Origin of the sequence: Brevibacillus sp. SKDU10, assembly GCF_001645205.1 — a bacterium.
Taxonomy (GTDB): domain Bacteria; phylum Bacillota; class Bacilli; order Brevibacillales; family Brevibacillaceae; genus Brevibacillus_B; species Brevibacillus_B halotolerans.
Genome location: NZ_LSSO01000169.1, coordinates 1 through 18,898, shown reverse-complemented (window position 1 = coordinate 18,898; position 18,898 = coordinate 1). Strand labels below are relative to the sequence as shown.

The 18,898-nt window shown below is 40.2% G+C and carries 19 protein-coding genes and 1 pseudogene; 6 read left to right on the top strand and 14 right to left on the bottom strand.

All coding sequences use genetic code 11. The annotated features are described in order from the left end of the window. Positions 1 to 169: 169 nt before the first annotated feature. The 4 genes from AYJ08_RS14295 to AYJ08_RS14285 form a co-directional block, all read right to left on the bottom strand. Positions 170 to 994: a Cof-type HAD-IIB family hydrolase gene (locus tag AYJ08_RS14295; protein ID WP_064018287.1), complete on the bottom strand. Its 825-nt coding sequence runs from the start codon at positions 992 to 994 to the stop codon at positions 170 to 172. 163 nt (positions 995 to 1,157) lie between these two features. Continuing rightward, positions 1,158 to 1,292, bottom strand: a complete 135-nt coding sequence (locus tag AYJ08_RS24765) for a hypothetical protein (RefSeq protein WP_003342937.1) — start codon at positions 1,290 to 1,292, stop codon at positions 1,158 to 1,160. 16 nt (positions 1,293 to 1,308) lie between these two features. Further along, on the bottom strand, positions 1,309 to 2,604 hold the full coding sequence (locus tag AYJ08_RS14290) for a helix-turn-helix domain-containing protein (protein WP_064018286.1): 1,296 nt from the start codon (positions 2,602 to 2,604) through the stop codon (positions 1,309 to 1,311). Between the two features lie 190 nt (positions 2,605 to 2,794). Beyond that, a complete protein-coding gene (locus AYJ08_RS14285; RefSeq protein ID WP_064018285.1) occupies positions 2,795 to 3,520 on the bottom strand; it encodes a Crp/Fnr family transcriptional regulator in 726 nt (241 codons plus the stop codon). Positions 3,521 to 3,637: 117 nt separating this feature from the next. Between AYJ08_RS14285 and AYJ08_RS14280 the strand changes: the two genes are divergently transcribed. Beyond that, positions 3,638 to 3,979, top strand: coding sequence for a DoxX family protein (locus AYJ08_RS14280; RefSeq protein WP_003342943.1), 342 nt, complete (start codon positions 3,638 to 3,640; stop codon positions 3,977 to 3,979). Between the two features lie 164 nt (positions 3,980 to 4,143). Continuing rightward, entirely contained in the window at positions 4,144 to 4,659 is a 516-nt protein-coding gene (locus AYJ08_RS14275) for a Crp/Fnr family transcriptional regulator (protein WP_031412678.1), read from the top strand. A 2-nt stretch (positions 4,660 to 4,661) separates the two neighbouring features. Here the strand turns inward: AYJ08_RS14275 and hmpA are convergent, their stop codons facing one another. Next, complete coding sequence (gene hmpA / locus AYJ08_RS14270) at positions 4,662 to 5,876, bottom strand: NO-inducible flavohemoprotein (RefSeq protein WP_064018284.1); 1,215 nt, start codon at positions 5,874 to 5,876, stop codon at positions 4,662 to 4,664. Between the two features lie 301 nt (positions 5,877 to 6,177). On the opposite strand from hmpA, the pseudogene AYJ08_RS23050 reads away from it, so the two are divergent. Then, a pseudogene (locus tag AYJ08_RS23050) lies at positions 6,178 to 6,513 on the top strand (NAD(P)H-dependent oxidoreductase); the annotation flags it as partial. A 92-nt stretch (positions 6,514 to 6,605) separates the two neighbouring features. Here AYJ08_RS23050 and AYJ08_RS14265 read toward each other — a convergent pair. The 4 genes from AYJ08_RS14265 to AYJ08_RS14250 all read right to left on the bottom strand — a co-directional run bounded on the left by AYJ08_RS14265 (position 6,606) and on the right by AYJ08_RS14250 (position 10,213). Further along, entirely contained in the window at positions 6,606 to 7,328 is a 723-nt protein-coding gene (locus AYJ08_RS14265; RefSeq protein WP_064018283.1) for a stalk domain-containing protein, read from the bottom strand. 182 nt (positions 7,329 to 7,510) lie between these two features. Then, positions 7,511 to 8,062, bottom strand: a complete 552-nt coding sequence (locus tag AYJ08_RS14260; RefSeq protein WP_064018282.1) for a phosphoribosyltransferase family protein — start codon at positions 8,060 to 8,062, stop codon at positions 7,511 to 7,513. Positions 8,063 to 8,073: 11 nt separating this feature from the next. Beyond that, positions 8,074 to 9,135 (bottom strand): SulP family inorganic anion transporter, encoded by a 1,062-nt coding sequence (locus AYJ08_RS14255; protein ID WP_064018281.1) that lies wholly within the window; start codon positions 9,133 to 9,135, stop codon positions 8,074 to 8,076. Positions 9,136 to 9,829: 694 nt separating this feature from the next. Continuing rightward, entirely contained in the window at positions 9,830 to 10,213 is a 384-nt protein-coding gene (locus tag AYJ08_RS14250; RefSeq protein WP_064018280.1) for a winged helix-turn-helix transcriptional regulator, read from the bottom strand. A gap of 175 nt (positions 10,214 to 10,388) precedes the next feature. Here AYJ08_RS14250 and AYJ08_RS14245 point away from each other — a divergent pair, with 175 nt between their 5' ends. The 3 genes from AYJ08_RS14245 to AYJ08_RS14235 all read left to right on the top strand — a co-directional run bounded on the left by AYJ08_RS14245 (position 10,389) and on the right by AYJ08_RS14235 (position 13,230). Then, a complete protein-coding gene (locus tag AYJ08_RS14245; protein ID WP_064018279.1) occupies positions 10,389 to 11,600 on the top strand; it encodes an MFS transporter in 1,212 nt (403 codons plus the stop codon). Between the two features lie 131 nt (positions 11,601 to 11,731). Continuing rightward, on the top strand, positions 11,732 to 12,574 hold the full coding sequence (locus AYJ08_RS14240) for an aldo/keto reductase (protein ID WP_064018278.1): 843 nt from the start codon (positions 11,732 to 11,734) through the stop codon (positions 12,572 to 12,574). Positions 12,575 to 12,762: 188 nt separating this feature from the next. Continuing rightward, positions 12,763 to 13,230, top strand: a complete 468-nt coding sequence (locus AYJ08_RS14235) for a hypothetical protein (RefSeq protein WP_082890964.1) — start codon at positions 12,763 to 12,765, stop codon at positions 13,228 to 13,230. Positions 13,231 to 13,272: 42 nt separating this feature from the next. On the opposite strand, the gene AYJ08_RS14230 is transcribed toward AYJ08_RS14235, so the two are convergent. The 5 genes from AYJ08_RS14230 to AYJ08_RS14210 all read right to left on the bottom strand — a co-directional run bounded on the left by AYJ08_RS14230 (position 13,273) and on the right by AYJ08_RS14210 (position 18,706). Then, complete coding sequence (locus AYJ08_RS14230; protein ID WP_064018277.1) at positions 13,273 to 14,094, bottom strand: hypothetical protein; 822 nt, start codon at positions 14,092 to 14,094, stop codon at positions 13,273 to 13,275. A 298-nt stretch (positions 14,095 to 14,392) separates the two neighbouring features. Continuing rightward, positions 14,393 to 16,480 carry a Fe(3+)-hydroxamate ABC transporter permease FhuB gene (gene fhuB / locus AYJ08_RS14225; RefSeq protein WP_082890963.1) on the bottom strand — a complete coding sequence of 696 codons (2,088 nt, stop codon included), beginning with the start codon at positions 16,478 to 16,480 and terminating at the stop codon, positions 14,393 to 14,395. Next, positions 16,477 to 17,505 (bottom strand): ABC transporter substrate-binding protein, encoded by a 1,029-nt coding sequence (locus tag AYJ08_RS14220; protein WP_064018275.1) that lies wholly within the window; start codon positions 17,503 to 17,505, stop codon positions 16,477 to 16,479. Before AYJ08_RS14220 ends, fhuB begins: the two co-directional genes overlap by 4 nt. A 24-nt stretch (positions 17,506 to 17,529) precedes the next feature. After that, complete coding sequence (locus tag AYJ08_RS14215; RefSeq protein ID WP_064018274.1) at positions 17,530 to 17,814, bottom strand: hypothetical protein; 285 nt, start codon at positions 17,812 to 17,814, stop codon at positions 17,530 to 17,532. A gap of 28 nt (positions 17,815 to 17,842) precedes the next feature. Then, on the bottom strand, positions 17,843 to 18,706 hold the full coding sequence (locus AYJ08_RS14210; RefSeq protein WP_064018273.1) for a DNA adenine methylase: 864 nt from the start codon (positions 18,704 to 18,706) through the stop codon (positions 17,843 to 17,845). Between the last annotated feature and the right edge of the window lie 192 nt (positions 18,707 to 18,898).

The window sequence follows — 18,898 nt, the reverse complement described above, 5'->3', positions numbered from 1 at the left end:
AAGGCTTTCCTTGCATAAATCTTTGTTTGCTATTGCTTTCCTGTCAACACTGTACTAAAAAATACAATTTGTCAAAAACATTACCAATAAAAAGAAGCGTCAAAGGAACAAAAATGTTCACTGACGCTTCTTTCATATAAGTACAGGAAAGAAATCATTAGTACGATTTCTAAGCTTGTGGCATTTTATTTAAAATAAAGGTCTCAACAACCTTTGCCACACCATGATTCATATTTGTATCTGTTACATAGTCTGCTATTTCCTTAATGTCATCTGGCGCATTGCCCATTGCGACACCAAGCCCTGCAAAATTAATCATGGCAAGATCATTGTAGCTGTCACCGATCGCAATAACCTCTGCTTGTTCAATTCCTAATTTATGAATGAGCTGATGTAAGCTGGTTCCTTTATCCACACCCGCTTCTGTAAACTCCAAGAAAAACGGCTTCGACCGCATTACACTCAATTGACCCTCTAGCTGTTTTTGCAGTTTCCTTTCCACAATTGCTAGTTTAGCAGGATCGTCTACCATTAGGACTTTTACTACTGGTCGTGTGATTGCTTGCTTAAAGCTTTCTACCTCTTTCATGTTCATTCCCGTAATCTCAGACTCTTTTTGGGTATACGCAGTCACTGTTTCAGCTACGATATCATCCCCATCGTAGGAGAGAATCCCAACCTGCTCGTTTTTACTGATATCATATAGCTCATGTACGGTTTCTACTGGCAGTGTGCTACTAAATAACTCTTCTTTTGTTTTCCAGTTTATAATTTTTGCACCGTTGAAGGACAAAATAAAGCTACCGTATTTTGCCAGCTCCAACTCTTCAGCAATATGCGTCATGGCGTACGTGGGACGACCTGATGCAAGAACTACTTTTACTCCAGCCTCTTGAGCCTTCATTAGTGCAATTTTTGTACGAGTTGAAATGGTGTGATCATCTTGAAGCAATGTATCGTCTAAATCGAGGACAATCATTCTATAATTTTGCATGACAAAACCATCCAATCTAATCTAGTTGTATAAATCACTATAATCATATCATTGATATTGTAATTTATGTGTAAAAAAAGTTAGATGGATGAGTTTGGTTTCATAGACCAATATGTTTCCATAAAAAAGAACGCTCCTAAGAGCGTTCTAAGTAGAGATACAATTAAAATCCTGGATCATATACATACTGAATAACATGAGGTTTACTAGCTTCTGCGACATGAGAGAAAGAATCAATAGAACCAATAGAAGTTACCAATGCTAAAGTCATGAAAATCGTTATAATTGCCTTTTTCATCTCAATCCCTCCTACGCTAATTAATTTCTTTATTCTGTATAATCCTATTATATACATCTTGAAGCTTCTGTACCATTTGTAAATCTATAGATTTTTCCATAGAGAAATAAAAGGAGAGAATACTCTTCATACAGTCATTAATTTCTTGATAAGCATTTATCTTGCCATAGATCTCCATGCTAGCAAGATAACTATCCAATCCTTCTTGATAGGATTTAATTAAGATTTGATAGTTTGCTTTATATTGGTAATATAATCCTATTGAATAATATTTATAAGGTGTTTTCGATTCAACCCTCAAAAAGTTATCTTCCTGGGCCACTAATTCTGCAATGGCATCGAATTTTTCCATTTGCAGATACAACTCAATTAACTCATTTACTGCATGAATTCTTGAATCCTCACTCGTATTTTGTAAGCAATCTAGCAATAATGGAATGGCTGCTTCATAGTCTTTCTTTTTTGCCTTTACGATTGCACCAGTTAATGCCGCGGATTCATGCACAAAATGGAATGTAAATGTTTTATAGGTAGAAAGATGTTTTTCGACTTCTTCATATTTGCCTGATAATAAGAGAGCATTAATCATAGCCAGATAGGCTCTAACCTTTAATTCATTTATGGTGTGATCTCGCAAAAGCCCCATTTTTGTCAATTCAATACATTGCTGATATTTTTTGATAGCAAATGCGTGCAGACCCATCCTAAAATAGAAAGTGATTTTTTCTTCCTCGGACAAAAAGTCTGCATAATGAATAATTTCTTCCCCGATTTTAAAAGACTCCTCTAAATTTTTGAAATCCTGTCTCTCTATTAGGTATTTTTGTAGGGATGGTTTGGCTATATAATTTGGGATTCCATGTACTCTCGCATACTTAATGATAGCGCTATAGAGAATAAGTTTAATCTCGTCGCTAGTGATGCTATTGCATAGGTCATAAAGACGTTCTAAAGCCGTATATGTATCTTCTTGGGGATTTTCAAGAATTTTTTGTGCAACCTTACTAATTAGCGTTGTATTAGATAGTTCAATCATTTCTAAAAGAAGCTCATATAAAATTTCTACACGCTGTTGTATTTCGATATAATTCGCTATTATCTCTTCATATGGCAATACTAGTACAGTAGTGATTGCCTTAATGGTTCGAAGCTCTGGTCTCTTGGTTTCACATGATTCAATTTTAGAGAGTACGCCCTTACTAACCCCTGACAGCCTTCCCAATTCTGATAAACTTAAATTTGCTTGTTGTCTTTTATTTTTTATTAATTCACCTAGAGAGGAGTAAAGTACTGCTCCATTTCCTTCCATCATATTCCCACCTTAGGACATAATTTCTCAGAACAATATTCGACAACGGTATTCGGTTTCATTCATTACTCCTCTATAATTCTAGTTTAATTGTATATTATTGTAAATATAAATAAAGAATAGTGGATAAATTATTGTTAAATAAGTAATTTATTAATGAAAATTAAAGGAAAATTACCCTTTATTTAGTTACTTACCTCATCTGGTCTTTTGCTAATGCCTGTTTTAATCGAGAGTAATGGATTTGGAAAGGTTTACGCTGCCCTTCTTTCCGAATAATACCTTCTGCTGTGAAATCTTGTAATAATCCCGTCACAGTCTCACGAATACTGCCCATCATTGTTGCTAATTCTTGATGGGTAACAGCTATATCAAGTTGAATCCAGCCTTCTTCTTGATGCAAGCTCTCTTCCATAGATATTTTAACTCCGAATTTATCCGATAGTTTATTTAATAAAAATAGAAGGCGTTTTCGAACACTTCCATATGCCATGTATTCAAGCAGCTCCTCTACCTCCTGTAAACGTTTGGACAAAATTTCAATAAACTTTAACGCAATATCAGGCTTTTTTTGCAAAAAGTTCTCAAACTCAGTCTTATCGATCGTACAGATCAAGGAGTCCTCCCATGTTTGGGCATATAGATTTTCAGACCCTGTTGTAAACGTACCCACTTCCCCAAATATATGTCCAACACCTAATACATCAAGAGTTAGTTCACTTCCTTCTGACGTTATCTGATATAAGCGAACCTTTCCCGATTTGATTAGATACAGGAATTTTTGAGATTGATGCGGGGTTGTAATCAGTGTTCCTTTTTTCATGATTGTAATCGGGGCAACAGGTTCGATTTTTTCTAATTCCTCTACCTCAAGCTCACTAAATAACTGTATTCTTGATAAATATTTTATTTTCTCCATACAATACCCCCAGAATTTGTAAGTGTAGTCTAGACTACATCTTTTTCATCAAAACCTGAGTATACTCTCCTACAAAGACATCCCATCTTACTTATCTTATCAGAGGAGGGCACCATCATGCATTTCACTATTTTACTTTTCCAAATTGTATGTATTGGTTTGTTTTCCGTTTCGATTTTCAACAAATTTACAAGTTCAAAGACAATGGTTCAGCATTGGAATGACTATGGCTATCCAATGTGGCTCATGTACGTCACAGCCACTTGCGAATTAATCGGATTTATTGGAGTAATCGCTTCCTTTTGGATACCGGCGGCCTTAAAGTTTTCGGCTTCTATTTTTATTGTAATTATGATTGCCGCTCTGTACGCCCATATCATTAGAGCGAAGCATAAACCAATCACGTCACTTCGAGCCGTTATTGTACTTATCTTATGTATCATAGTGGTTTCCGGGTAAAACATTAGCTATATCTAGGGTATTGCAAAAAAATAGACGGTTAAACACGTTTTTCGTAACATTGGTTTTTATAAACCTGCTGATCCTGCTATAATCTCTATTAATAAACAACAAAGCGAAAGTCAGAAGGTTCCGACTTTCGCTTTGTTACTTTGGAGGTTACTATGAGATTGCATAGGGGTGAAACTCTATTTCGCCAAGGAGAAACGGGCCCGCTGTACCATCTGAAAAGCGGCCTATTAAAAGTAATTCGGATTCATGAGGATGGAACGACAACTTTGGTAAATATCATTGTGCCTAATGAAATCATCCCACACCATTCTCTTATTAGTCCAAACCCTTATTTTGGTACGGCTATCGCCCTTGTCACTTGTGAGATCGAGGTTCTTAATGCGCGGGAGTGGTATCAAAAGCTACAGAACAACCCGGACAGATGCCGAACCATTGCCTTACAGCTTCAGGAAAAGCTCCGCATGATGCAGCATCGGATCGATCAATTAACAGAAGTATCGGCCGCCGATAAATTGCGAAAGCTCCAAGCTTGGTTTGAATTCTATATTGCTCCCACCACTTTGACCGAAGTGCTTACACAGGATGAGATCGGGCAATTTATCGGACTGCGCCGTGAGACTGTAAATAGATTATTGCGTGCTCAATCTGCCTCGAAACCGGATTCATAATCCTACAGGCTATCAGCAGGGCCAAAAAACTCAAAATGAATGTCTGCTTCTGCAATTCCGTATTCTTTCAGGGTACGATACAACGCCTTCATGAAGGGAGTCGGACCACAGAAATAGAAGCTGACATCTTTAGATGGAACCATTTGCTCTAATGTAGAGATATCTACATAGCCTTCTTTATGAAAAGCGTTTGTTGCTCTGTCGTAGTCAGTTGGTTTGTCATAGCACCAATGAACAGACAGTTGTGAGTGCTGGCGAGCTAGCTCTTCTACATGCTCTTTCATCGCGTGCACCTGCCCATTTTGAGCCGCATGAATGAAGGTTACTGGGCGGTTCGGATTCGTCTCCACAAGTGTGTTAAGCATACTAACTAAAGGCGTTAATCCAACCCCTCCGCTGATCAGGACGACAGGACGAGCATCTTTTTGATCCAAGACAAAATCCCCTGCTGGTGCCGAAAGAAATAAAATATCTCCTTGTTCGACCTGTTCATGCAGATAAACAGAAACCTTACCGGCAGGCTGATCCAGATTGCCATCCTCTCGTTTAACAGAGATGCGATAGTAAGACTTGCCTGGAGCATCAGATAAGCTATATTGACGAATATGGGTATTCTTTTCACCAGGAATGTCCACTTTCACACTAATGTATTGGCCTGGTTCAAATCCAGCGATAGCATTTCCATCCTGTGGAACAAGATAAAAGGAGGTAATAACATCACTCTCTTTTACCTTTCTGTCCACCTTAAATGCTCTAAATCCTTCCCAGCCGCCCTGCTGTTGTTCAGCTTGCTTATAAAACTCAGCTTCTACACCAATAAAGGCCTCTGCAATTACACCATAGGCCTCTGCCCATGCCTGCAAAATCTCGTCTGTCGCCAAATCGCCAAGTACATCCTTAATCGCAGCAAGCAGATTTTCTCCAACAATCGGGTAGTGCTCTGCCTTAACTCCAAGACTGCGATGCTTATGACCAATCTGCTTTACAACAGGAATAATCGTTTCTAATTTGTCTATATATTGGGCGGCAGCATACACTGCATTGGCTAATGCCGTCTGTTGTCTCCCTTGCTTCTGATTAGCATGATTAAAAATATTTAATAGCTCTGGATGTTTTGTAAACAGTAATTGATAAAAACGTTTTGTAATATCGACTCCATGTTTTTCTAATACGGGTACCGTAGATTTAATGATTTGAATAGTCTTTTCACTTAGCATCTTGATTACCTCACTTTCGTTTTGCGTGGTATGACCTCAGTATATAGAGTGAGAAATGTCACCCTGTGTGATCGAGATCACTGTAAAAGGCACAGATTTGCGAAGATAATTTCTTCTAGCAAACTCCTATATGTAACTATCTGAATAAATGTAGAATGAATGATGAGTGAAAAGCCTTCCATCGTAGCTGCTATCCCTATCAGTTATCCGATTATTCAGCTATTTTTTAGGGAGTGTGAGCGACATATAGTAGCAGGTTCCCTTATTCATTCTTTACTAATTTATGTGAAATTATAATTGATTCCCCTTTTATTGGTATAGTTCACCCCCATTACTGAAAAAATGGCTTGACGATATTTTTACCTATGGATGGGCATATGGTTCTCAAGGGGATAAGCTACAAGGCAAGCAATCAGGTCTGGCAATCTCGGCTGGTGTTCTTCAATCTGATTATCAGGCTGACGGAGCCAATCAATTCACTTTGAGTGAATTGACCAGACCTTTTCAGGCAACCTGCATTTATACAGGCATGACATTTATACCTACATTTGCTATTTACGGTGCTGAGCATCATCTTACAAATGAAGAGGTAGAACAAAGTGCTAGAGATTATGTAAGACATATTCTAAAATCTTAATTCGTACTTTTGCTTATTTCTACTTTTTGACATCATATAAAACAATAACAGCCTATCACCTTTTTGAGGAGTAAATAGGCTGTTTTTATTATCTATTTCTTTATATCGCTCACCTTTACCAGCTTTCCATCTTTATAGCCAATGATGCAGGCTTCCAGCACATCTCCCTTACCAACGCCTGTCTGCGTTACCTTCATAGCATGGTTAAAAGCAAATATTTGTTTCGTCTTGTCATTGTAGACAACATCCTGCTCACGCCAAAGCTCTTTTATTTCTTTTGCAACAAACACTTTAAGGGTGCTAATTCTCCTTGCCTTCCCTTTATCGTTTTGGAACAAAGAAACATATGTAGCAGAGGTTACATCTTCAAAACTGGTATACGAATACATGACTAAAAACTCGGTATTGCTTTTGCCCGATAAATTAATATAGGTATCGTTTAATAATTGAAGCTTAGGTGGAATACTTTTTGGGTCAGTTGGATCGTACTTAACTGGATAATTGCCTCTAGCGGCTTCTTCCCACAATTTCTTTGGAACTGGTGAATGGTTGCTAAAACGAAGCGCAGGTGTTTTGTTATCCCACTCATACTGGATACCCATTGCTTTTGCCACGGTTTCCATAGGCGCATACACATTGTTTTTATAAATAAATGGCTCCGCGGCTGTTTTTACTGGTTCTCCATTTGCAAATAATTGAATCTGAGCAAAGCGTACAGCAATATTTTGGGTAATGGTTTTAGAATATGCCGTGCCTGTGATAAGTAAACTGCCTGCTATCAGTACTACTAACAGGTTTCTTTGTTTGCGTTTCATCTGATCTACCCCTATTTTGAATATTCACATAAATAATAAGGTTACTTCGCTTTTATGTTATCTACCTACAATATACTATATAATTTAGCTTTTACCGATGGTTCTTCCTACCTAATGTAAAAAAACCCCTCTGTCTAGCGATAGAAGGGGATGCTTGCTTAAACATGCACCTGATGTTGCTGCTACTCTATTTCATGAGGAAACAACGGAAGCTCTTGTAAAAATACAATATCACTCCGCTCGGCTGCCTCTCCCTCAGCAAGAATTGCCGCTCTAGCTACCACAATGCCGCCAGCTTGAATGACCAAATCCTCAATAGCCTGCAACGACTTACCGGTACTAATTACATCATCAATGATGGCAACACGTTTTCCTGCGATTTCACTGGCGTCCGCTCCGTCTAAGCAAAGAACTTGCTTTTTCTGAGTAGTGATTGATTCTACTTCATTAATTAATGGAGTTTGCATATAAGGCTTTGTGCTTTTTCGAGCAACATAGTACTTCTTCATTTTAAGCACGCGCGATACCTCATGAATGAGAGGAATCCCCTTGGCTTCTGCTGTAATAACCACATCTACTTTAGGAAGTTTTGCCGCAAGAAGTGGGGCTACTGCTGTTACCAGCTCTGTATCCCCAAGAATGACAAAGCTGGCAATGCTGAGTTTTTCTGTTATCGGAATAATTGGTAAATGGCGAATAATCCCTGCTACCTCTAGCGTATAAGTCTTTTCCATGAAACTCCCTCCTACATCCCAAATAAGCTGATTAATGCTCTCATCAATAAGCCTGCTAGCATCCCAAAGAATGGATCGGAAATTGAGGTAACCACCATCGTTACACCACCTACCAGGCTAGAGGAAGCCTCGCCACCAGTCAATGCAGATATAGCGTTGGTGGGTACAGTTACAATTGCACCTAACACAAACAGAAATCCAGAGATAGATTCACTAGGAATATAACGACCGATTTTGGGCAACAAGCCAGCTAGAAGAATTCCCGCCATTACTACCATCATCAGGACACCTGAGGCAACAGGATGTGGAGCGCCTGCTGTAGCAGAAATGATCGCTTCAACAGGAGCCCCGCCAAATAGAGCAGACACCATATCCGCTACACTGCTAATTACGCTAAGCGTGTCAATGTTCACATCCGCCTTGGCAATTTCACCATTAATTTGGCCAAAAGCAATATTTGCGCCAATATTAAGACAAACCATCGCCATAGCCCCTCGTAAGATACCTGCTGAAAACGTTGGTTTTTGAAAAGCAAAGCGGTCATTTTCTAGCGGTTTGATGGTATTACCCTGTTTAAGAAGCAGCGAAATGAGACTAGAAATAAGAACGGAAATTGTAACCGTATAGACCAGATCTCTTGTTACAAAATAGGTGAGTAACCCTGTACTCATCGAAACGATTCCAACAGGCATATTATTGCGAGCCATATCCCAAGAAACACGTGCTAGCATAATACCAACGCCAGCCATCATCCCACTTGTAATGACAGGCCCGATGAAGCTTACGATTTTCTCTAACAAGCCGAATAGACCGATCGTGGCCATAATTGCTCCGCCAACAAAAATCATAGATAGCCTGTCCCTCATCGTTTTTCCCAAAGTTCCAGCTAATGCAATCGTCTCGACCTGATAAGATACAACGGCTACAGAGCCAGTAATGGCGTTTCCAGTCGCACCAATTAAAAACGCCAAAGCTGTAGGTACGGAAGCAAAACCCAGAGATAGTGCTAGTAGACCCTGCGGCAATCCGTTGAGTACGACGCTAAGTGCTGCGATAATATCTTTCCATTCCATTTCTGACTTTCTCCTTCTGTTATATGAAATGAATTTCACACCTGTAAAATATCATAAAACACGATTAATATCAAATTAAAACTTTAAATAGTTCGTGTTTTAGTAAATTACTTATAAATAAATACCTTTATCATTCGGATTCTAAAGGATTCCAGAAAAAAAACCCATGATCCCTATCTATTCTAGAGATCACAGGCTTTGCATTTGGTTAGATACCGTGAATACCTACTAGATTGTGATACGGTGTTTACCTCAACTCTCTTCGTCAAGGTAAACACCCTGTTCATCCCGAATCAATCAGTAGTTTAAAACGTGAGACGTTACTTAACACATGATTCTCATTTGGAAGTGCGCAGATACCTATCAGATTTTACACCCAAAACTACGTTGTGTTTGTACCCTTACATACTAATACCAATTGCAAGGATGATGCGGTTTTCTAACATGTTTTTTTCTTTTTTTCTTAACCCAGCATTTACAAACCAACTCTACCTTCTTCTTCTTAGGATGATGATGATGGCATTTACTCATGTGTCTCACCTCCATCGTCTGACTTACTATATACTATGTAGTCGTTCACGACTTGTACTAGTCAAAAGACTTTTCTTTGCTAAATTAGATATATGTGAAGGTAGAGTCATTTAGAGATTCTCAAAAACGAAGCGCTCGGGAGCAAAATGAAGACCGTTGAATCTCAATCTAAGGTTTCTTTATCCTTTTTATTTAAAATGTTATCCTCCAGCACAGCGAACTTATCTCCATATTCCTTGATAATATGTTTCTCTCCCCATACACATAAGGAATCTAATATCGGCTTTAAGCTCCACCCGTACTCACTTAGTTCATACTCCACCTTTGGAGGAACCTGATTATAAATAATTCGATTTACAATACCATCCTGCTCTAATTCTCTGAGCTGTTGCGTTAACATTTTTTGTGTAATGCCAGGCATAATTCGTTTTAATTCGCTTGTGCGTTTTTTCCCATGTGTTAAATGACAAAGGATTACACATTTCCATTTTCCACCTATAACCTCTAAGGTAGCTTCGACAGTGATATTATATTTTTTCTTACTCACAGCTTATCCCTCCTAGACACACCCACGGGAACTTTTTAGTACCTATATTACTTTTTAGTAAGTATGTAACTTTACTGTTCGTATATTACTTTATAGTGCGTACTATTCATTTTCATTATCTTAAATCATAATAGCATGTACCGGCCGGTCATACCATACTGTAGGAGTGGAGTGAATGTTATTAGATCAAAAAAGAAGCACGTTGGCGCTCCTTGCGTTAGCGATTAGTGCATTTGCAATTGGAACAACAGAATTCATCAGTGTGGGACTACTTCCGCTTATCGCTGATGATTTAAATATATCTGTCTCAACATCCGCGTTAACCGTTACTTTATATGCATTAGGGGTTACCTTTGGAGCACCGATTTTAACCTCTCTAACCTCTGGCATCCCACGCAAAGCCTTATTATTGTGGATCATGCTAGTGTTTATTGTAGGAAATACTCTTGCCGCCACTGCGAATGGAATTGTCGTATTGCTGATAGCAAGAATCATCTCCGCGTTGTCCCATGGTGTATTTATGTCAATCGGCTCCACTATCGCTGCTGATCTGGTACCAGAAAATCGCAGGGCCAGTGCAATCGCCTTTATGTTTTCAGGACTTACAGTAGCGACCGTCACCGGAGTTCCTTTAGGCACATTTATCGGACAACAATTAGGTTGGCGTGCTGCTTTTATTGGAATCGTCGCAGTTGGCATCTTAGCTTTCCTAGCCAATATCATTTTAATTCCTTCCGATTTGCGTAAAGGGACCAAAACACCGCTGCGAGAACAGCTTACACTGGTTACTAATGGAAGATTGCTTCTTGCCTTTCTCATTACCGCTATTGGGTATGGTGGCACTTTTGTCGTCTTTACGTATTTATCACCATTACTTCATGATATAACTGGCTTTAAGGAAACGACCGTTGCCGTTATTCTTCTTGGCTATGGAATTGCTATTGCGATTGGAAACATCATTGGTGGAAAGGCAGCCAACCGCAAACCTATTTCCGCCTTATTTTATATGTTTACTATACAATCTATCATACTCTTCATCTTAACGTTCACCGCCCCGTTTAAAGCTGTCGGATTAATAACAATCCTCCTCATGGGCTTGTTAGCTTTTATGAACGTGCCCGGATTGCAGGTCTATGTCGTCATGTTAGCTGAACGTTACGCACCGAAAGCAGTAGATGTAGCTTCGGCTATGAATATCGCCGCTTTCAACGCAGGTATCGCAATCGGAGCATACCTGGGCGGACTCGTTACTGACAAGCTTGGACTGATTCATACCCCCTGGGTAGGAGCATTGATGGTTTTAGGAGCCGTACTTTTAACAGGTTTGGCTCGCGCCTTGGAAAGAAAAGATAAGACTACCAACAAGAATGAGCTAGCTCGCCTGTAAAAGTCTATGTTTTAATGATCGCTTTTGATAAAAAGGCAAGGGCTCTCTTGACGATATTTTTGTTATTGATCATTTGTACAGCGTTTTTCCAGCACATCATTATGTAAAAAATGACATAGGAGGCTATTTATATGGCAAAAAATTTACAAGATACAACAACACTACACAACGGTATTAAAATGCCTTGGTTTGGAATTGGCGTATTTAAAGTAGAAGAAGGCTCTGAGCTGGTAGCAGCCGTCAAATCAGCTATTAAGCATGGTTACCGCAGTATCGATACGGCTGCTATATATGGAAATGAAACAAGTGTGGGACAGGCGATTCACGAAAGCATGCAAGAAGAAAACATCTCCAGAGAAGACCTCTTTGTGACCTCAAAGGTTTGGAATGCCGATCTGGGATACGAAGCCACCCTAGCTGCCTTCGAAACAAGTCTAAATAAACTCGGCTTAGAATACCTCGATTTGTATCTCATTCATTGGCCTGTGGAAGGTAAATATAAGGAAGCTTGGCGAGCGTTAGAGAAGCTCTATAAAGATGGGCGTGTAAAAGCAATCGGGGTCAGTAATTTTCAAATCCATCATCTTGAAGACCTGATGGGGGAAGCTGAAATAAAACCCATGATAAACCAAGTGGAATTTCATCCATATCTGACGCAAAAGGAATTGATTACCTTCTGTCGGACGCACGATATTCAAATGGAAGCATGGTCCCCATTAATGCAGGGCCAATTGTTAGATAACCCGGTGTTACAAGAAATTGCTGATAAGCATGGTAAAACAGTTGCTCAGGTCATCCTTCGCTGGGACCTCCAGCATGGTGTTGTCACCATTCCGAAGTCTACTAAGGAGCATCGAATTGTTGAAAATGCATCTGTGTTTGATTTCGAGTTAACACAAGAAGAGATGGATCGCATTGATTCTTTGAATCAAAATCATCGAGTCGGTCCAGATCCGGACAACTTTGATTTTTAATTCTGTTAGAGAAAGCGGAGTAAGCCGCCATTTCTTTTTTCGGTGAGAAATGGCGGCATTATATTTTACAAGCACAGGAATGAATATAAGTATTGCATCAATTTCAGATAGATCGAAGGTTCCAAATTCAGACGATATTCATTAAATCAAATACCACGTAGAAATGAATACAACTGGGGAGAAGATAGATGTTATTTTCGATTTCAGCAGCAGGGATGCTAGTTAACAGTTTACTAGCCATCTATACAGTAGCAGGACTTTTTATAGGGGTAATTTTTTGGCTAGCAGGTTTTCATAATTACAAAAATGCAAGAAACTCAAAATTAAACAAACGCATTAACAAGGATTCACTTTCTATTTTGGGAATCCTACTGATTATTTTTATCTTTCTGCTCATTCTTTTTGGAAATATATCCATTGCAAAAAAACTAAGCTTTTCAAGCCCATTAACATCGCAATCACTTTTTGGATTGGGCAGGTTCCTACTTATATTAGGTTTGTTGGAAGGCATCTTACTTTTTATAAGTACAAAATGGCTATTTCCTATGCTAATTGGTCCTTTGGATTTTAATAAGAAACCAACTTGGTTTGTGCTAAGCGGATCTTTTTTAAGTGTCATTTCAGGAGTAGCCGCCATGATCATACATTCAAATTAATATCGTACATCAAGGGACACCTCCCCTACGTTTCCCCTCTTGCTATAACCACTGGCTAAAATAATGATGTACAGCCTGCTCAGAGTACCCGTCTTCACCACGCCAGTTTACAATTGCAAAAAAATCATTTTTCCCTCCTCGACCCGGTCGATTCCTGCTAGCGGTCAGTATTCCTGCTGTAGCTAAAATCTCAAGCAAGGCATCCCGTTCATTTTTACTTGAAGGGAGAACGTCCTTAAGCCGTTTCTCCAACTGACGGGCCGCATCCGTCGGCTCACAGCTACTAATCGCCTCCAGAATTCTGCGAAAAATCTCGATATCCTCTGCTTGTACCTCGATATTCTCTTCCTTGCCCAATAGCTCCAAATCAAGCAGATTATAGACAATGTGGTTGAGCCGGATTCCGCCCCATTTGATTCTCTCAAAATTCAACACGTTCAAGTCTTCATTCTTGTAAGCTTGCAGACTGGCAACATGATAACCGTCACAGATGTAACAATCACCATACATTGCAAAGGTACTGCCGTTGTTTATGGTCGTATATTTTCCCACGTTGCTCTCAAAAGCATGCTGTGGAAGTTGGTGAGTCAATGTCCAACTGGAAAGCGCACTTCTAAGATATAGCTTTCTGGTCGACAAGCTATGTAAGAACGCTTTTACCACCTGTTCTTTTGTTATGATCTGATGCAAATCTATTAATCTTTGCACACACTCATCATGTGTAATCGTAAGCTGCTCAAACATCAGCCCCTTGCTCTTGGCATAGGCAAAATCTTCGTCTGAGATGCTACGTGATTCCTTATCAATCCAGCCCTTACTATTCCAGAAGGTCTTCATTAGGATCTGCTTAGCTTTTTTATCCATCGGTTATTTTCCTCTCCCTGCTCATGTAGATATTTTTCATTTACGAAGTGCCGTAGATTAATAGGTTCTGTCTCTCACCTGTCCTATAAGTAACCCAAACACGAGCATTCGAAATACGGCGAATAAAATATTTTGTGTTTAGAAAGAACATATCCTAATAAATCTCTCTATCTGGTCTATCCAAAATTCCCAAATAAAAAGCAGATAAGCGAAAATGATCTTCATCCCGCCTATCTACTTTTCCCTTTATCATTCTACGTTAATTGATTTCTGTTGCAAAAACAAATGACGCTCCTGCTCAATTGATCGAACGCGCAGATCGAATCATCAGCAGGAATAAGTAAGGTGCCCCTAGCAAAGCAACAACGATACCCGACGGAATATCCTTAGGAATGAGGATGACTCGCCCGATTAGATCGGCTGATGCTAGAAGCACTGCCCCAATCAGGGCAGAAATAACAACCATCCGGCGATGATAGGAGCCCACCAGCATTCGTGCTGCATGTGGAGCCAGTAAACCAATAAATCCAACTGCTCCCACACTGGCAACCGCGGATGAAGCAAGTAGAACTGCGATAACTGCTACAATCAGCCTCGTAAGACGTACATGTAAGCCTAATCCCATCGAGCTCTCGTCATTAAAGGACAGGAGATCTACCCTGCGCCCCAACCACCAAGCAATCGGTGTCAGAAGGAGTATACTAGGCAACAATCGACTTACTTCTGTCCAGCCACGTCCATATGTACTCCCTGCCATCCAAGCCAGAGCTGGTGCTGCTAGAAGCTGAGCTTTCACGATCAAAATATTAATAAAGGCAGAACCCACTGCTGCTACCGCAATCCCCACCAGAGTCAAGATAACAGGGTTTAATCCTCGACGCCAGGAAACGGCGTAAACAATGGCTGCTGAGATAATCCCCCCGAGCATAGCTCCTAATGGCATCCACCCTGAGAACTGTGGAAATACAAGGAGCAGCAGAATTGCACCTACGCCTGCTCCGCTGGTAACCCCCACAATTTGCGGATCAGCCAAAGGATTTCGAACAGCGCTTTGCATAAGACTTCCGCTGATTGCTAATGCCACTCCTGCCAGCATAGCGGTCAAAAGTCTCGGCATTCGCAGTTCAAACAGCAATTGACGGTACAAATCATTTCCTTGCCCTATAAAAATAGCACTGATCTCTGTCCACGAGATGTACAGGTTTCCGCTGGATAGACTGATCATCCAAATAACAGCTAGCATGGCACAAAGCAGAAAAACCAGTAGCGGATAAGAGATTCGACGGCGCCAGACACCAACACTCATGGAAGAACCCGAAGCTGATCCCGCATTCAAATTGCGGGAAACGCGCAACGCCAACCATATCAACCATGGTCCGCCGATCGCAGCGGTGATGGCTCCTGCCGGAAGCTCCCCGTACGCATTTACAAACGTGCGGGCAATCGTATCAGAGGCAATGAGCAAAGCGGCGCCCCAGATCGCACTAATCGGCAACAACCAAATATGGCGGTTCAATCCTGACAACCGTACTAAATGAGGAGCGACCAGTCCAATGAACCCGATTGGCCCTACTACACTTACACTGACACACGTAACCATAATCGCTAAAAGCATGGCAAACAGACGAGTCTTACCTACCTTTTGTCCAAGCGAGCGCGACGTCTCCTCATGAAAGCTGAGTACATCTAACTGGCGAGCCATCAGGCATCCAACTGCGATTCCCCCTAGGATCAAAGACCAGCTAAATTGAACGCCTGTCCAATCATTTTGTTTTAACGAGCCTGAACCCCAAAGGAAAATCCCCTGCGTCGTTTCTTCGTTAAATAAAATGATGGCACTCGTAAGGGAGGAAAACACCAGCGTGATGATCATCCCAGACAAAGCCACTCGTACTGGAGTTCCTTTTCGCCCGCCGGCCATGAAATACACGGCGGCCGCAGCGAGAATGCCGCCAGCCATTGCAAAAGGAAGCGGGAACTGATGCAGGATCGAAGGCCAAAAAACCATCCCGAACACCACGAAGAGATAGGCGCCGGCATTCACACCCAGAGTCGTCTCAGAGGCGAGTGGATTTCGTGTGACGGTTTGCATCACCGCTCCTGCTACAGCTAAGGCGGCACCAGACAACAGTCCCATCACGGTTCGTGGCAATCTGATTCCACGAATCATCTGATGATCGGCGATATCCTGAGGAGAGATAATCGCCTGCACTACAGCACGAAGAGAAATATCAGCCAAGCCTTGCGTCAGACTGACAAAGGTAAGGACCAATAAGACCGCAAGCCCTCCCAATAGCATCCAAAACGGCCTCCAGCCCCTTCTATGGGCAGAAGGTGCTGGATGGATGTCGGTTGAGGCAGACGATACATGCTTGCCTAGGCTCATTTCGCTAGTAAATCTGCCGCTTTTTTAGCCATGATTTCCGCGGACAATGGCCCGCCGTATGGCCACATGTCTCCTCCCAACGCATAGATGCGATTTTCTTTTACAAAGGTTAACCCATTCCATACTGGATTATTTTTCAATTGATTGTTAATGACATTATCATCATCCTGAATGATATGCAGGAAGTTAGCCTCCTGCAATGGTGGAAGCGCCTCCACGTCCGTGGTCGTCATTCCATTTAGCTCAAACTTCTTCGGCTTGTACGCATTTTTCAACCCAATATGCTCCAAAATTTTTACCGCTGTAGAGTTATCAGTAGACAAACGGAATTGTACCGCATTTTGACTACTGTAGCCCATTGCCAATACGAACGGAATTTTGTCCATACCAGCTTTGACAATTCTGTCCTTCGCCTCTGCATAAGTCTTGTCGAGTTTTTTCAACACGTTATCTGCTTCTGCTTTTTTGTCCAGAATATCGGCAATCTCCTTAAAAGTCTCAATCATTCTGGAATACTGATCACCTTGACCCTCAAGTGGATTAGAATCATACACGATCGTAGGAGCGATTTTGCTCAATTCGTCGTAATTTGCTTCCACGTTACGTTTAATTCCGATGATTAGATCTGGCTTCAACAGCATGATCGATTCCAGATTTGGTGCAATGCGGCTTCCCACATCCACTACGTCTGGCGCAATTTCAACCGGTAGCTTAACCCACTTTTTCATATTTTTAATATCGGCAATCCCTACAGGCTGCATACCTAATGCCAGCACATGTTCAGCACTGCTCCATTCCAGAGCAACGACACGCTTAGGGACTCCTTTGATCTTTGACTCACCCATTACATGCTTCACTGTCCGTTCCTGCTGCTCTCCCGATTTGTCAGACTCTCCCTGGGCTGTTGGAGCTGATTGGGTCTGCGTTCCCCCGGTTTGGGTGGCGGGGCTTGAATTGCCGCATGCTGCAAGCACCAACATCAACGATAGAAAGACAAAAAAAACTGGCAGTTTAACAAAACGCATTAAATGATTCCCCCTACTTGAGTTCTATGATGTAGCATAAAATGATTGCATAGTTGAACCAGAGGATATGCCTCCTAAAGAAAGATGATAATGATTATCATTTTCTGTGTCAATATTAGAATATGCATATATTTTTTGTTTTTCTTTTACCGGGAAGATGCAAAGTTGGTTTCTGGCGGGAGGATTTGGGGGGCTATGAATTTTGGGAGGGGAAAAATGCTGTGGTATAGCTGTTTTGAGAAAATTATTTTTTATTTCGGAATTTAATAATGACATAAACTTTTTCCTTTCATCAGCAAAAGATAACAAAAAAGCCACCCTCTAAGGATAGCTTACTTTATAAATGAGTTATAATGTTTATTAATTCACGTTCATTGTCTAAACGATTGATTTTCTTTGAAAAAAACATATACTCTGAACCATTCTTTTTTTCTTGAAGTGTATAGGACAAACTAAAAGTGATGGAATCATACTTAGAATATATCTGTTTAATTTCGCTAGTTGAATCGTACGTAACAATCCATTTTCGATTCCTCATTGTATTACTAATAGTTTTTGATAAGTTTTCATGGTCTCCGTGCGTATAAAAATTGGTATATAAACCTTGCCCCTTTTTATAGTAGGGTGGATCAAAAAAAGTAAACGAATTCCTTGTTTTAGTGATTTCTGAGTGAATGAAATCCATCGCATCTAAGTTACATATTCGAATCGCGTCTTTATACTTTGATATTTTATTTATCCTCTTAATCAAATTCTCTTTATTGAATCTGCAGTCAATTGAATAATTACCTGTTTGATTCAAGCCACCTATTGGCCCTGCTTTATCTATTATTCCTGATCTGTTTACTCTATTTAGAAAAAAGGTAGAAAAACCTACTTTAAGTGGTTCATGTTCATACAAATTTTCTCTTATCGATTTTTGTTGATGCCACTCTTCAAGTGTAATTGGTGTAAGTTGAATCAACCTAATTAAATCATCGGTTTTATTTATTACACTATCCCAAAAACAATAAATCGAATAATCGTAATCATTTATAATTACTCTTTTGACTACACCGTTAAACAACATAGCAAGCGAAAGTGCAGAACCTCCTGCAAATGGCTCAATATATGTTGAGCAATTGTTATTTTCAACTAACTTACTTATAAATCTATATAATTTATATTTCCCCCCTGGATATCTTAAAGGTGAAGGGTTCATTAATTAATTCACTTCTTTCTGTGTTGAAACTAATGTATATTCTGATGAATGTCTATAAACAAGTATAACATTTTGATAAAAAATGCGATATATTAGCCTCTTAATTTTAAAGATAGACCCCCTACTAATAACCCTTTTAAAAATAGAGATAATTCCAAAAAAATACTATTCAACCATTATATAATAGATCCC

What these genes read in the sequence shown, in the direction of transcription:
- AYJ08_RS14295 (WP_064018287.1), bottom strand. Translation starts at nt 994, where the DNA reads ATGCAAAATTATAGAATGATTGTCCTCGATTTAGACGATACATTGCTT.
- AYJ08_RS24765 (WP_003342937.1), bottom strand. Translation starts at nt 1,292, where the DNA reads ATGAAAAAGGCAATTATAACGATTTTCATGACTTTAGCATTGGTAACT.
- AYJ08_RS14290 (WP_064018286.1), bottom strand. Translation starts at nt 2,604, where the DNA reads ATGATGGAAGGAAATGGAGCAGTACTTTACTCCTCTCTAGGTGAATTA.
- AYJ08_RS14285 (WP_064018285.1), bottom strand. Translation starts at nt 3,520, where the DNA reads ATGGAGAAAATAAAATATTTATCAAGAATACAGTTATTTAGTGAGCTT.
- AYJ08_RS14280 (WP_003342943.1), top strand. Translation starts at nt 3,638, where the DNA reads ATGCATTTCACTATTTTACTTTTCCAAATTGTATGTATTGGTTTGTTT.
- AYJ08_RS14275 (WP_031412678.1), top strand. Translation starts at nt 4,144, where the DNA reads ATGAGATTGCATAGGGGTGAAACTCTATTTCGCCAAGGAGAAACGGGC.
- hmpA (WP_064018284.1), bottom strand. Translation starts at nt 5,876, where the DNA reads ATGCTAAGTGAAAAGACTATTCAAATCATTAAATCTACGGTACCCGTA.
- AYJ08_RS14265 (WP_064018283.1), bottom strand. Translation starts at nt 7,328, where the DNA reads ATGAAACGCAAACAAAGAAACCTGTTAGTAGTACTGATAGCAGGCAGT.
- AYJ08_RS14260 (WP_064018282.1), bottom strand. Translation starts at nt 8,062, where the DNA reads ATGGAAAAGACTTATACGCTAGAGGTAGCAGGGATTATTCGCCATTTA.
- AYJ08_RS14255 (WP_064018281.1), bottom strand. Translation starts at nt 9,135, where the DNA reads ATGGAATGGAAAGATATTATCGCAGCACTTAGCGTCGTACTCAACGGA.
- AYJ08_RS14245 (WP_064018279.1), top strand. Translation starts at nt 10,389, where the DNA reads ATGTTATTAGATCAAAAAAGAAGCACGTTGGCGCTCCTTGCGTTAGCG.
- AYJ08_RS14240 (WP_064018278.1), top strand. Translation starts at nt 11,732, where the DNA reads ATGGCAAAAAATTTACAAGATACAACAACACTACACAACGGTATTAAA.
- AYJ08_RS14235 (WP_082890964.1), top strand. Translation starts at nt 12,763, where the DNA reads ATGTTATTTTCGATTTCAGCAGCAGGGATGCTAGTTAACAGTTTACTA.
- AYJ08_RS14230 (WP_064018277.1), bottom strand. Translation starts at nt 14,094, where the DNA reads ATGGATAAAAAAGCTAAGCAGATCCTAATGAAGACCTTCTGGAATAGT.
- fhuB (WP_082890963.1), bottom strand. Translation starts at nt 16,480, where the DNA reads ATGAGCCTAGGCAAGCATGTATCGTCTGCCTCAACCGACATCCATCCA.
- AYJ08_RS14220 (WP_064018275.1), bottom strand. Translation starts at nt 17,505, where the DNA reads ATGCGTTTTGTTAAACTGCCAGTTTTTTTTGTCTTTCTATCGTTGATG.
- AYJ08_RS14210 (WP_064018273.1), bottom strand. Translation starts at nt 18,706, where the DNA reads ATGAACCCTTCACCTTTAAGATATCCAGGGGGGAAATATAAATTATAT.